Origin of the sequence: Azospirillum isscasi, assembly GCF_030849505.1 — a bacterium.
GTDB classification, from domain to species: Bacteria; Pseudomonadota; Alphaproteobacteria; order Azospirillales; family Azospirillaceae; genus Azospirillum; species Azospirillum isscasi.
Map to the genome: position 1 here is coordinate 1 of NZ_JAUJFI010000165.1, position 12,504 is coordinate 12,504.

Sequence of the window (12,504 nt, forward strand, 5' to 3'; positions counted from 1 at the left end):
CTGTCGCGCTCCAGCCGGCGGCGGGCGGCGTCCTCGTCCGGCAGGCGGAAGGCGCGCAGCCCGCGCCACCCCGTCCAGCCGATGGCGGCGGCGAACAGCAGCAGGAGCAGGGCGTGCAGCCAGCCCGGCAGAAGCGGCAGGAGATTCAGCAGGGCGAGGGCGAGGAAGGCCCCGGCGATGGCGGCGGGCGCCCACAGCGCCGGCCACAGCCGTTCCCAGAGCAGGGCGGCGCGGGCCTGCGCCATGCGGAGACGGGGTTCCCGCGGGGCGGGGGCGGGGGGAGCCTCCTTGTTCAGGGGGAACCGGAACCCGTCGTTGCTGTCGCTCATCCCGCACTCCCGTCCAGCCGCGTGCCGAAACCCTGAACCCGGCCTGGGGGAGAGAGGCGGAAGCCGGGCGTCGTCAGGATATAGGCTCTGCCGCGCCGGATTTCCCGGCCCGGCCATCGAGCCATTCACCAAACCACTTGTCCATGACCAGAATATGGCCGCAGAGCCACATCTCGACATAGCTCTGAAGAAACTGGATCTCTTCCGAATCGCGCTCGTCGGCGTCGGACTGCCGGCGGACGAAGTCGGCGAAGGTGTCGTGCATCTTCTTGTGCTTGACGTAGTCGGGATAGCCGACGGCGCGCATCAGCCCTTCTTCGCGGCGGAAATGATAGGCCGAATAGTCGGCCAGTTCACGCAGGAAGCGGTTCGCGGATTCCCGCGTTTCCCCGGCGGCGATGGCCGCGCCGAACTGGTTGAAGAGCTGAAAAAGGCGCTGATGGTCTCCGTCCACAGCGCTCTGGCCGATGGCATAGGCCGCGTCCCACTCCATGATGTTCCCCGCGCGTTTCTCGAACGGGGAATCATACGCCTTAAGGGTGCCGATGTGCAGCGGTTATTGCACCCCGCCGGCCGTCGCGGGGCGGCCCGCGCGCCGGTCACGACTTGTGCCGGTCGGCCCACAGATAGACGTCGGCCTTCGCGATTCCCGTGAACTCCGCGACCGCGCCATAGACCTGCGCGTCGATGCGGATGTCCTCCTGGTAATAGGCGAGGAAGCAGATGCGCCAATCGCCGGCGGGCTTGGCCTGCACGAGCTGGCGGAGCTTCGACGAACAGCCCTTGGGCCAGGCGCCGCCGGCCATCTGGCGCGTCGGCGAGCGGTCCATGCAGGGGCTCTTGGTCAGCAGGATCTCGACGACGTCGGGCTCCTGGTTGTTGTTCTGCGCGACGTAGGCGGGCCAGTTGACGATCAGAGTTTCCTCGGCGTGCGCGGCTCCGCCGCCCGGAACGGTGTTCTGGCCGTTGGGCAGGGAATTGAGCGTCCAGAGGAGGGTGTCGTCCTCGTTCCAGCGCATGACCAGCGCGACGAGGTTGGGGTCCTGGGCAACGGCCAGGGTGATGTCGGCGACGGCGTCGCGGAAGGCGCCGTTCAGGCGGATGGACGTCATGGAAGGGGGCTCCATTCGGGTTGGATGCCCCCTTCCAGACGGTCTTCAAAGGCCAAGTGTGAAGGGCCAGATGTGAAGGGCCGGGCGTGAAGGCCCCGATCAGTCCTTCAGCCAGTCCGGCACGCGGTCCAGCGCCAGCAGCTCCTCCACCGAGACGCGGGGGCGGATGACCGAGAACCGGTCGCCGTTCACCAGCACCTCCGGGATCAGCGGGCGGGTGTTGTAGGTGGAGGACATGACCGCGCCATAGGCCCCCGCCGACAGGATCGCCACCAGCTCGTCCGGCGCCATGGCCGGCAGCGCGCGCTGGAGCGCGAAGGTGTCGCCGCTCTCGCAGACCGGCCCGACGACGTCGCAGGGCTCGGTGGCGGCGCCCCTGGCGGGCTCCGTCACCGGGACGATGCCGTGATAGGCTTCGTACAGGGTGGGGCGGATCAGGTCGTTCATCGCCGCGTCCAGGATGACGAAGCGGCGGTGCAGCCCCTGCTTCACATAGATCACCCGCGACACCAGGATGCCGGCGTTGCCGACCAGCGAGCGGCCCGGCTCCAGCGAGATGCGGCAGCCGAGGTTGCCGGTGATCGACTTCACCATGGCGGCGTAGTCGGCGATGTCCGGCGGCGCCTCGTGCTTGTAGACGATGCCCAGCCCGCCGCCGAGGTCGAGGCGGGTGATGTCGTGCCCGTCCTCGCGCAGGACGTGGAGCAGCGCCGCCACCCGCTCGTAGGCGGCGCGGAAGGGGGCGAGATCGGTCAGCTGCGACCCGATGTGCACGGCGATGGCCACCGGCTTGATGCCGGGCAGCCGGGCGGCCTGGGCGTAGACCTCCCGCGCGTGGTCGTAATCGACGCCGAACTTGTTCTCTTTCTTGCCGGTGGCGATCTTGGCGTGGGTCTTGGCGTCCACGTCCGGATTCACGCGGAAGGCGATGGGGGCGGTGACCCCCAGGCTGACCGCCACCTCCGACAGGGCCTCCACCTCCGGGATGGATTCCACGTTGATCTGGTGGATTCCGGCCTCCAGCGCGGCGCGCATCTCCTCGCGCGTCTTGCCGACGCCGGAGAAGATGATCTTGCCCGCGGGGATGCCGCCGGCCAGCGCGCGCCGCATCTCGCCGCCCGACACCACGTCGGCGCCGGCCCCGAGACGGGCGAAGGCGCGGATGACCGCGAGGTTGGAATTGGCCTTCACCGCGTAGCAGACGTCGGCGTCCTGCCCCGCGAAGGCCCCGGCATAGGCGCTGTAATGCGCCTCCAGCGCCGCCGTGGAGTAGCAGTAGAAGGGCGTGCCGACCTCTGCCGCGATGGTGGACAGCGGCACGGATTCGGCGTGCATCACGCCGTTGCGGTAGGCGAAGGCGCTCATGGGAAGCGGACTCCGGAGGACGGCTGACCGGGCTTGGGGTCGGTCTTCGGGTTCGGGTAGGTGCCGGGGAACCTGTCGGCTTCCTTGCCCTGCGGGGGATCGACGAAGCTCGGCTTCTTGCCGCAGCCGGCCAGCGTCAGCGCGACGGCGGCGGTCGCCAGGATCAGCAGGGGACGCCTCACAGGAAACGCTCCCGCGCCGCCTTCACGGCCTCGCGCACGCGGACGGGGGAGGCGCCGCCGAAGCTGCGCCGGCTGTCCAGCGACGCCTCGATGCTCAGCGCCGGGAAGACGGATTCGGTGATGCGCGGCTCGATGGCCTGCAACTCCTCCAGCGTCAGGGCGGTCAGGCCGACGCGCTTGTCCTCCGCCGCCTTCACGGCGCGCCCGGTGATGTGGTGCGCCTCGCGGAAGGGGATGTTCAGCTCCCGCACCAGCCAGTCGGCGAGGTCGGTGGCGTTGAGGAAGCCGCGGTCGGTCGCCTCGCGCAGCGCCGGCACGTTCGGCTGCATGTCGCGCACCATGCCTTCCATGGCGGCGATGCACAGCGCCAGCGTGTCGTCGGCCTCGAAGACCGGCTCCTTGTCCTCCTGCATGTCCTTGGAATAGGCCAGCGGCAGGCCCTTCATGGCGACCAGCAGGCTGTTCAGGCTGCCGATGACGCGCCCGGCCTTGGCCCGCACCAGCTCCGCCGCGTCCGGGTTCTTCTTCTGCGGCATGATGGAGGAGCCGGTGGTGAAGGCGTCCGTCAGTTTGATGAAGCGGAACTGGGCGGAGCACCACAGCACGATCTCCTCCGCGAAGCGGGAGAGGTGCATGCCGCAGATGCTCGCCGCCGCCAGATACTCCAGCGCGAAATCGCGGTCGGACACGGCGTCCAGCGAGTTGGCGGTGGGCCGGTCGAAGCCCAGCGCCTCCGCCGTCATGAAGCGGTCGATGGGGTAGGGCGTGCCGGCCAGCGCGGCGGAGCCCAGCGGGCATTCGTTCAGCCGGGCGCGGGCGTCGCGCAGGCGGCCGCGGTCGCGCCCGAACATCTCCACATAGGCCAGCAGATGGTGGCCGAAGCTGACCGGCTGGGCGGCCTGGAGGTGGGTGAAGCCCGGCATCACCGTGTCGGTGTGCTTCTCCGCCAGATCGATCAGCGCGGCCTGGAGCGCCTTCAGCCCCTGGTCGGCGCGGTCGAGCGCGTCGCGCACCCACAGCTTGAAGTCGGTCGCCACCTGGTCGTTGCGCGACCGTCCGGTGTGCAGGCGCTTGGCCGGTTCGCCGATCAGCTCGGCCAGCCGGGCCTCCACATTCATGTGGATGTCCTCAAGCTCCACCTTGAAGGTGAAGGCTCCGGAGTCGATCTCTTCCTTGACCCGGTCCAGCCCGTCGCGGATGGCATCGGCGTCGGCCTGGGTTATGATGCCCTGGCGCGCCAGCATGGCGGCGTGGGCCTTCGACCCGGCGATGTCCTGGTCGGCCAGCCGCTTGTCGAAGCCGATGGAGGCGTTGATCTTCTCCATGATGGCGGCGGGACCGCGGGCGAAGCGGCCACCCCACATCTGGCTGGCAGCCGGGGCGGAGGTGCGGTCTTGAGGGTTCGGCTTGGGCTGTTCGGCGCTCATGGCGGACACAATACGGGTGGGAGGACGGGAAGCGTGAGTATGCGGACTTTGGCGGCCACCGCAATCTTTTGTGTGATCCTGGGCGGCGCCGGGCTGTGGGTGGCGCTGGCCGGGCCGTCGGCCCCGCCCCCGGCCACCGTGACCCTGACCCTGACCCAGCCCTCCCCCGGCGCGACGGCGGTGGGGCTGGAGAAGTTCCGCTACATGGAGCCGCTGAAGCCGGTGCCGGCGCTGACCTTCCTGGACGGGGAGGGGCGCCGGGTGGACCTGTCGGAGTTCAAGGGCCGTCTGGTCCTGCTGAACCTGTGGGCGACCTGGTGCGCGCCCTGCGTGAAGGAGATGCCGGCGCTCGACCGCCTCCAGGCGCAACTGGGCGGGCCGGGCTTCCAGGTGGTCGCCCTGTCGGTGGACCGCGGCGGCAAGGATCAGGTGGCGCCCTTCTACCAGCGGACCGGCGTGAAGAACCTTGCCCTCTACCTCGACCCGTCGAGCGCCTCCATGCAGACGCTGACGCTGCGCGGCCTGCCGACCACCCTGCTGGTGGACCAGGAAGGGCGGGAGCTTGGCCGCATCGAAGGGGCGGTGGAATGGGATTCGCCGGAGGTCGTCGCCTTCCTGCGCAAGCATATGGGCCACGGCGGCGGCCCGGCGCGCGACAGCCGCGGCGGCATGGTGCGGACGGGCGGGTGAGGCTCCGCACACCCCTTCTCCCCAGGGGGAGAGGGGACTTTAGGAATTTACATCACTCCGACGACCCGGACGTTCCCGGCGGCGCATCCCCCGGCGGCGCCTGGGTCTGCGGCGGGGCCGGGCGGCGCGCCAGTTCGGCCATGATCCTCCGCGCCTCCTCGAAATGGGCGTGCAGCGTGGGCAGGGCGCCGCGGGCAATGTCCCCGGTCGCGCCGCCGCGTTCGGCCTGGGCCTCGTACAGCTTGATGGCGCGGGCGTGGGTTTCCTCCTCCGCGGCCATGTAGCGGCGGTCGAAGGCGCCGTCGGGCGTGTCGCGCAGGCTGGACATGTGGGCGCGGGCGGCCAGGCTCAGGTCGTGCGGGAGGGGAACGCCGTGGCGCAGCGCCATATCGGCCAGCCGGTCGGTCATCAGCGCGTGATCGTCCGCCATGCGGCGGGCGAAACGGCGGACCGGCTCCGTTTCCGCCCGATCCTGGGCGAGCTTGCCGAGCGCCTGTTCGGCCATGCCGTCGGCCAGGGCCTCCGCGATGAAATTGCGCTCCTGCCGGGACAGGACGGGGATGGGGTCCGACTCCGGCGACTGGGCCGGGGCCGGGCTGCACAGACAGGCCAGAAGCACCGCCGCCAGGAAAGTACGCCGCATCGCCCCCGTCCTTTCCTCTGGCCGGCTTCGGACGCCGGTCCTCGTGAGGACGAACAGAGCGCAAGCGCAGCGGTTCCGCAAAGGAACGAGGCCCGCCCCGGTTTCCCGGGACGGGCCTCGTTGCAATGACCGCAGGGGGACGCCGCGTCAGCGGGTCGGGACCGGCGGGTTCTTGGAGTAGTCGTAGAAGCCGCGGCCGACCTTGCGGCCGACCCAGCCGGCCTCGACATACTTCACCAGCAGCGGGCAGGGGCGGTACTTGCTGTCGGCCAGACCCTCGTAGAGGACCTGCATGACCGCCAGACAGGTGTCCAGACCGATGAAGTCCGCCAGTTCCAGCGGACCCATCGGGTGGTTGGCGCCCAGCTTCAGCGCCGTGTCGATGGCCTGGACGCCGCCCACGCCCTCGTAGAGGGTGTAGACCGCCTCGTTGATCATCGGCAGCAGGATGCGGTTGACGATGAAGGCCGGGAAGTCCTCGGCCACCGCCGCGGTCTTGCCGATGTTCGCCGTCAGCTCGCTGACCGCGGCGAAGGTGGCCTCGTCGGTCGCGATGCCGCGGATCAGCTCGACGAGCTGCATCACCGGCACCGGGTTCATGAAATGCATGCCCATGAACTTCGACGGGCGGTCGGTCGAGGCCGCGAGGCGGGTGATCGAGATCGACGAGGTGTTCGTCGCGATCAGCGCCTCGGGCTTGAGGTGCGGGACCAGCTTCTTGAAGATCTCGCGCTTCAGCGCTTCGTTCTCCGTGGCCGCCTCGACCACCAGATCGGCGTCATGGAACACGGACAGGTCGGCGCCGGTGGAGATGCGGGCGATCGCCGCCGCCTTGTCGGCCTCCGTCAGCTTCCCCTTCTGAACCTGACGGTCCATGTTCTTGGAGATCGCGGCCACCGACTTCTGCAGAATCTCCGCGCTGATGTCGGAGATGACGACCTCGTACCCCGCCTGCGAGCAGACATGGGCGATACCGCTGCCCATCTGGCCGGCACCGATGACGCCAATCTTCTTGATCGTGGACATATGAGCTTTCCCGCTTGTCTTCGGTAGGACGAGGACCGGCCGATTACGCCTTGTCCAGCTCGGCCGTCAGTTCCGGCACCGCCTTGAACAGGTCGGCAACCAGACCATAGTCCGCCACCTGGAAGATGGGCGCTTCCTCGTCCTTGTTGATGGCGACGATGACCTTGCTGTCCTTCATGCCGGCGAGGTGCTGGATGGCACCGGAAATGCCGACGGCGATGTACAGCTCGGGGGCCACGATCTTGCCGGTCTGCCCGACCTGATAGTCGTTGGGGACGAAGCCGGCGTCCACCGCGGCGCGGCTGGCGCCGACCGCGGCACCCAGCTTGTCGGCCAGCGCTTCGAGGAGCTTGAAGTTGTCGCCCGACTGCATGCCGCGTCCGCCGGACACGACGATCTTGGCCTGGGTCAGCTCCGGACGCTCCGACTTCGTCAGCTCCTGGCCGACGAACTTGGCGGTGCCGGCGGCGCCCGTCCCGGCGACGCTCTCCACCGTGGCCGAACCGCCGGTGGCCGCCGCCGCCTCGAAGGCGGTGGTGCGGACCGTGACGACCTTGATCGGGTCGGCGGACTTCACGGTGGCGATGGCGTTGCCGGCGTAGATGGGCCGCTCGAACGTGTCGGCGGACACCACGCCGGTGATGTCGGAGATGGCGGCGACGTCCAGCAGCGCGGCGACGCGCGGCAGGAGGTTCTTGCCCTCCGACGAGGCGGCGGCCAGCACATGGCCGTAGCCCTTGGCGAGCCCGACGACCAGCGGGGAGACGTTCTCCGGCAGCGGGTGGGCGTAGGCCGCGTCGTCGGCCAGCAGCACCTTGGCCACGCCGGCGATCTTGGACGCCGCGTCGGCGACCGCCTGGGCGCCCTGGCCGGCGACCAGGACATGGACATCCCCGCCGATCTTGGCGGCGGCGGTGACCGCGTTCAGCGTGGCGGGCTTCAGCGCGGCGTTGTCGTGTTCAGCGATGACGAGAATGGCCATGTCAGATCACCCGCGCTTCGTTCTTCAGCTTGTCGACCAGGGCGGCCACGTCGGCGACCTTGACGCCGGCCTTGCGCTTGGGCGGCTCGGCCACCTTCAGCGTGGTCAGGCGGGGCGCCACGTCGACGCCCAGCGCGTCGGGCGCCAGCGTCTCGATGGGCTTCTTCTTGGCCTTCATGATGTTGGGCAGCGAGGCGTAGCGCGGCTCGTTGAGGCGCAGGTCCGCCGTCACCACCGCCGGGAGCGTCAGCTCCACCGTCTCCAGCCCGCCGTCGATCTCGCGGGTCACGGTCACCGCACCGTCGCCGGCCACGACCTTGGAGGCGAAGGTGCCCTGCGGCCAGCCCAGCAGGGCGGCGAGCATCTGGCCGGTCTGGTTGCAGTCGTCGTCGATCGCCTGCTTGCCCAGGATGACCAGCGTCGGGCCTTCCTTGTCCACCAGCGCCTTCAGCACCTTGGCGACGGCCAGCGGCTGCGTCTCGGCGTCGGTCTGCACCAGGATGCCGCGGTCGGCGCCCATGGCCAGCGCGGTGCGCAGCGTCTCCTGCGCGGCGGTCGGGCCGACGGTGACCACGATGACCTCGGTCGCCTTGCCGGCTTCCTTCAGGCGGACCGCCTCTTCGACGGCGATCTCGTCGAAGGGGTTCATGCTCATCTTCACGTTGGCGGTCTCAACGCCGGAACCGTCCGCCTTCACGCGGATCTTGACGTTGTAATCGACCACCCGCTTGACCGGGACGAGGACCTTCATATCCCACCCTTTTCTTCAATTATGCAGGCGCATCTTCGCCGCTGGCGCCGAATCGGGCAGCTTGTGACAGCGCTGCGACCATAGGAGTTGCCGTTTTGGCTGTCAACGCCGCCTACGCCGCAGGCGCGAAGGAGCAGAGTTGCATCAACGGTTTGCGCCCGGCACCCACAGCACGTCGGACGCTCCGTCCGCGTTCAGCTTCCGGCTCAGCACGAAGAGATGGTCGGACAGGCGGTTGGCGTATTTGACCGCCGCCGGGTTGACGGCTTCGGTCTCCGCCAGTTCGGTCATCAGCCGCTCGGCCCGCCGCACCACCGTGCGGGCCAGATGCAGATGCGCCGCGGCGGGGCAGCCGCCGGGCAGAATGAAGGAGGTGAGGGGGGCGAGGTCCGCGTTCATCGCGTCGATCTCCGCCTCCAGCCGGTCCACCTGCGAGTCCAGGATGCGCAGCGGCGGGTAGGGCGGGTCCTCCGCCTCCGGCGTGCAGAGGTCGGCGCCCAGGTCGAACAGGTCGTTCTGGATGCGGGCCAGCATCGCGTCGGTTTCCGGCTGGCCGGCGGTGTGCAGGCGGACCAGCCCGACGACGGCGTTCGCCTCGTCCACCGTGCCGTAGGCGGCGACGCGCGGGTCGTGCTTGGGCACGCGGCGCCCGTCGCCCAGCGAGGTCTGGCCGCGGTCCCCGCCGCGGGTGTAGATGCGCGTCAATTTGACCATGATCCGTACCGCCGTCCCCTTACCCGTGGGTCAGAATCGCGAGCAGGAACAGCACGAGCGCCACGCCCTGGAGCGCCACGCGCATCCGCATCGCCTTGTTCGACTTGTGCGAATCGCCCTGCCCGCCGCGCGCCATGAAGAACAGCCCGGTGAACAGCGAGGCCACGACCAGGCCGAGCGCCAGGATCAGGAGAAACGCGAAAAGTCCGTTCATGGCGCCATCCTACCCCACCGTCCAGGTTAAGCCTATCCCGGGGAAACCGGTTACCACGGCATTCCGATGCGAGCCGCCTGTTGCGCTGAAGCCCGGTCTTCTTACATTGTCGCGGACGACCCGGACGGCGAGAGGAATTCGGTATGCGGCGGCGGAGTTTCCTGAAGGCGGCGGCGGCCACCGGGCTGGCGGTCTCGGCCGGGGCCTTTCTGACCACGCGCCGCGCCGCGGTGGCCCAGCCGTCGGAAACGCTGGCCGCTTTTCCGGACAAGTTCGTCTGGGGCGCCTCCACCTCCTCCTACCAGATCGAGGGGGCGGTGACCGCGGGCGGGCGCGGGCCCAGCGTGTGGGACACCTTCAGCCATTCCTTCGGCAAGGTGGCGAACGGCGACACCGGCGACGTGGCGTGCGACCATTACAACCGTTACGCCGAGGACGTCGATCTGATGGCGAAGGCGGGCATGAACGCCTACCGCTTCTCCGTCGCCTGGCCGCGCATCCAGCCCACCGGCACCGGCGCCGCCAACGCGGAGGGGCTGGACTTCTACGATCGGCTGACCGACTCGCTGCTGGCCAAGGGCATCGCGCCCTGGCCCTGCCTGTACCATTGGGACCTGCCCCAGGCGCTTCAGGACCGCGGCGGCTGGACCAACCGGGACATTGCCGGCTGGTTCACCGACTACGCCCAGATCGTCGCCGCGCGGATCGGCGACCGGGCGAAGCACTGGACCATGCTGAACGAGCCCTCCGTCCACGCCATCTTCGGCCACGGGCTGGGCGGGCACGCGCCGGGCCTGACCGGCAAGGCCAACTACTTCAAGGCGATCCACCACCAGAATCTGGCCCAGGGCACGGCGCTGAAGGCGCTGCGCGCGGCGGGCGGCGGCAAGGGCTGGCAGCTCGGCACCGTGCTGTCGCTCCAGCCGGTGTGGCCGGTCGGCGGGCTGGATGCCAATTACGGCGCCTCGCTGATGTGGGACGCGGTGTGGAACCGTGCCTGCCTCGACCCGCTGCTGCGCGGCGAGTATCCGGAGCTTCTGCGCGACGGTTTCGCCCCGCTGGTGAAGGCCGGCGATCTGGAGGCGATCCGGCAGCCCATCGATTTCCTGGGCATCAACTACTACAGCCGCATGCACCAGCAGCCGGACCCGGCGGGCCTGTTCGGCACCGGCTACGGCTCGCCGCCGGAGGGCACGCCGACGACCGGCATGGGCTGGCCGGTGGAACCGGACGGCATCGCCGAGATGCTGATCGAGCTGAAGCAGGAATACGGCAACCCGCCCGTCTATGTGATGGAGAACGGCGCGGCCTATCCGGAGCAGATGGGGCCGAAGGGCTTCGTGCAGGACAACGACCGCATCAACTACCTGCGCCGCCACATGCTGGCCGCCCACCAGGCGCTGGAGGAGGGGGCGGACCTGCGGGGCTGGTTCGTATGGAGCCTGCTGGACAATTTCGAGTGGGCGGAGGGCTACCAGCGCCGCTTCGGCCTGATCGAGGTGGACCGCCAGACCCTGGAGCGCCGCCCCAAGGCCAGCTATCGCTGGTACGCCGACGTGATCCGGAAAAAGGGCGTTCCGACGTCTGTCTGAAGACGCGGAACCGCGATCATGGCGCCTGTTCCCGCCGGCCAGCCGACCCGCTTCGCCATCCAGAAGGCCCGCGGCAAGGGTTGGAAGACGCTGGAGGTCGGGGAGGACCTGGAGCACGCCCGCGCCCGCTTCAACCTGATGGTGCGCGTGAACCCGCGCGCCTATTTCCGCCTGATCCAGCTCGACCACAACGCCGATGCCGGCGGCGAGGGGATGGAGTTCAACTGGAAGCTCATCGAGCTGCATGACCCCAATCAGGCGGGGCCCAATCAGGCGGTACCGGTCGGACAGGGGCGGAAAACGGTCCCGGCCCGACCGGCGCCCAGGGCTGCGGCCAAGGGGGCGCGGCGGCGGGAGAGGGTGCCGTTGCCCCTGCGCTTCTACGCCGCGGTGGTGCTGGCCGGGGTGCTGATCGGGGGCGTGCTGTATCTGCGCTATGGCCTGCCGGGGCCCTGAGGGGTCATTCGTCGGCGGTGTAGCCCTTGCGGCGCATGCACAGGGCGAAGATTTCCTTGCGGTAGCGGAACTGCGGCGTCTCCGGCAGCGGGCGGTAGGGATAGCCGCGCAGGCGCATGGTGTTGTCCACCTGCTCGATGCATTCGTCGTAGGCGGCGGTCGCCGTGGTTTCGGTCGCCGTCCATTCCCGGTAGGCCGGGGTGCTGCCGCAGGCGGCCAGCACAAGCGCTCCGCCCGCCAGAACCGCGTATCTCAGAGTCGCCATGCCTCGGCCTCCCACAAAGCGCCTTACGGGATTCATACCACGTTTTTGCGCGCGCATCGGTTAACGGATGGGGAACAGGCCGGGCCTTCCGGAGGCCGCCGGGGGTAGGGGGATCTGATGCGGCTGCAACGCAGGCGCACAAAAATCGCGCCCGGAAATCCGCCGCAATCTGGTAACACGGTTGCGCATCCGCGATAGTGGATGAACGATGATTTGTTGGCGTCACGGACGGAGGATGGTCATGACGGGTGGTTCGCGTCGCGCGCGCCGCGCGGTCGCGCTGGCTGTGGCGGTGCCGGTTCTGGCGGCGGGACTGCTGGCGGGCGGTCCGGCCGGGGCGCAGTCGGCGGCGGACATCCAATGGGCCCAGACCATCCTGAAGGGCAAGGGATACAACATCGGCGGGCGCGCCAACGGCCAGATGCACGCCGAGACGAAGGCGGCGCTCGGCAAGTATCAGGCGGCCAACGGGCTGCCGGTGACCAACCAGCTCGACAAGGCGACCATCGCCAAGATGATGGGCGAGCGGGAGGGCAAGGCCCCTCCGACGGTCGGCAACCTCGCCCAGCAGAAGGTGGGCGGCGGCGGACCGGGACAGGCGCCGCGCGAGCCCCAGCGGGAGGTGGTGCCGCGCGCCGCCCCGACCCAGCGGATCGACAGCGGAGCGGGCAGCGTCGGCGGTGGCGCGCAGATCAGCGCCGGCCCGCCCGCGGCCGGCAACCATTCCAGCCGCGGTCAGGCCCCGGCCAGCCATTC

17 protein-coding genes are annotated in these 12,504 nt (G+C 69.4%); 4 read left to right on the top strand and 13 right to left on the bottom strand.

Translation table 11 applies throughout. The annotated features are described in order from the left end of the window. From QSG27_RS23685 to argH, 6 genes are all read right to left on the bottom strand, one after another. Window positions 1-329 (bottom strand): DUF4175 family protein (locus tag QSG27_RS23685; protein WP_306710500.1); only part of this gene is annotated, 329 nt, incomplete at its 3' end. A gap of 73 nt (window positions 330-402) precedes the next feature. Continuing rightward, window positions 403-822, bottom strand: a complete 420-nt coding sequence (locus QSG27_RS23690; protein WP_306710501.1) for a bacteriohemerythrin — start codon at window positions 820-822, stop codon at window positions 403-405. A gap of 106 nt (window positions 823-928) precedes the next feature. Beyond that, on the bottom strand, window positions 929-1,441 hold the full coding sequence (locus QSG27_RS23695; protein ID WP_306710502.1) for a hypothetical protein: 513 nt from the start codon (window positions 1,439-1,441) through the stop codon (window positions 929-931). Between the two features lie 99 nt (window positions 1,442-1,540). Beyond that, complete coding sequence (gene lysA / locus QSG27_RS23700; RefSeq protein ID WP_306710503.1) at window positions 1,541-2,806, bottom strand: diaminopimelate decarboxylase; 1,266 nt, start codon at window positions 2,804-2,806, stop codon at window positions 1,541-1,543. After that, window positions 2,803-2,988: a hypothetical protein gene (locus QSG27_RS23705; RefSeq protein WP_306710504.1), complete on the bottom strand. Its 186-nt coding sequence runs from the start codon at window positions 2,986-2,988 to the stop codon at window positions 2,803-2,805. Before QSG27_RS23705 ends, lysA begins: the two co-directional genes overlap by 4 nt. Then, complete coding sequence (argH, locus tag QSG27_RS23710) at window positions 2,985-4,415, bottom strand: argininosuccinate lyase (protein ID WP_306710505.1); 1,431 nt, start codon at window positions 4,413-4,415, stop codon at window positions 2,985-2,987. Before argH ends, QSG27_RS23705 begins: the two co-directional genes overlap by 4 nt. Window positions 4,416-4,454: 39 nt before the next feature. On the opposite strand from argH, the gene QSG27_RS23715 reads away from it, so the two are divergent. Next, window positions 4,455-5,105, top strand: coding sequence for a TlpA family protein disulfide reductase (locus QSG27_RS23715; RefSeq protein WP_306710516.1), 651 nt, complete (start codon window positions 4,455-4,457; stop codon window positions 5,103-5,105). Between the two features lie 52 nt (window positions 5,106-5,157). On the opposite strand, the gene QSG27_RS23720 is transcribed toward QSG27_RS23715, so the two are convergent. The 6 genes from QSG27_RS23720 to QSG27_RS23745 form a co-directional block, all read right to left on the bottom strand. Continuing rightward, complete coding sequence (locus tag QSG27_RS23720) at window positions 5,158-5,748, bottom strand: DUF4142 domain-containing protein (protein WP_306710506.1); 591 nt, start codon at window positions 5,746-5,748, stop codon at window positions 5,158-5,160. A gap of 147 nt (window positions 5,749-5,895) precedes the next feature. Then, window positions 5,896-6,774, bottom strand: coding sequence for a 3-hydroxybutyryl-CoA dehydrogenase (locus QSG27_RS23725; RefSeq protein WP_306710507.1), 879 nt, complete (start codon window positions 6,772-6,774; stop codon window positions 5,896-5,898). Window positions 6,775-6,817: 43 nt separating this feature from the next. Further along, a complete protein-coding gene (locus QSG27_RS23730; RefSeq protein ID WP_306710508.1) occupies window positions 6,818-7,756 on the bottom strand; it encodes an electron transfer flavoprotein subunit alpha/FixB family protein in 939 nt (312 codons plus the stop codon). A 1-nt stretch (window position 7,757) separates the two neighbouring features. Continuing rightward, window positions 7,758-8,507, bottom strand: coding sequence for an electron transfer flavoprotein subunit beta/FixA family protein (locus tag QSG27_RS23735; RefSeq protein ID WP_306710509.1), 750 nt, complete (start codon window positions 8,505-8,507; stop codon window positions 7,758-7,760). Window positions 8,508-8,651: 144 nt separating this feature from the next. Next, the gene (locus QSG27_RS23740) at window positions 8,652-9,221 is read right to left on the bottom strand and encodes a cob(I)yrinic acid a,c-diamide adenosyltransferase (protein ID WP_306710510.1); all 570 of its coding nucleotides are present in this window, start codon (window positions 9,219-9,221) and stop codon (window positions 8,652-8,654) included. A 19-nt stretch (window positions 9,222-9,240) separates the two neighbouring features. Then, window positions 9,241-9,435, bottom strand: a complete 195-nt coding sequence (locus tag QSG27_RS23745; RefSeq protein WP_306710511.1) for a twin transmembrane helix small protein — start codon at window positions 9,433-9,435, stop codon at window positions 9,241-9,243. A gap of 143 nt (window positions 9,436-9,578) precedes the next feature. On the opposite strand from QSG27_RS23745, the gene QSG27_RS23750 reads away from it, so the two are divergent. Together QSG27_RS23750 and QSG27_RS23755 are read left to right on the top strand one after the other, a co-directional pair. After that, entirely contained in the window at window positions 9,579-11,027 is a 1,449-nt protein-coding gene (locus QSG27_RS23750; RefSeq protein ID WP_306710512.1) for a GH1 family beta-glucosidase, read from the top strand. Between the two features lie 18 nt (window positions 11,028-11,045). Beyond that, on the top strand, window positions 11,046-11,483 hold the full coding sequence (locus QSG27_RS23755; protein WP_306710513.1) for a hypothetical protein: 438 nt from the start codon (window positions 11,046-11,048) through the stop codon (window positions 11,481-11,483). Between the two features lie 4 nt (window positions 11,484-11,487). Here QSG27_RS23755 and QSG27_RS23760 read toward each other — a convergent pair whose 3' ends face one another. After that, window positions 11,488-11,748: a hypothetical protein gene (locus tag QSG27_RS23760; protein WP_306710514.1), complete on the bottom strand. Its 261-nt coding sequence runs from the start codon at window positions 11,746-11,748 to the stop codon at window positions 11,488-11,490. Between the two features lie 241 nt (window positions 11,749-11,989). Here QSG27_RS23760 and QSG27_RS23765 point away from each other — a divergent pair. Further along, window positions 11,990-12,504, top strand: a 515-nt coding sequence (locus tag QSG27_RS23765; protein ID WP_306710515.1) for a peptidoglycan-binding domain-containing protein, incomplete at its 3' end; no start/stop codon positions are given.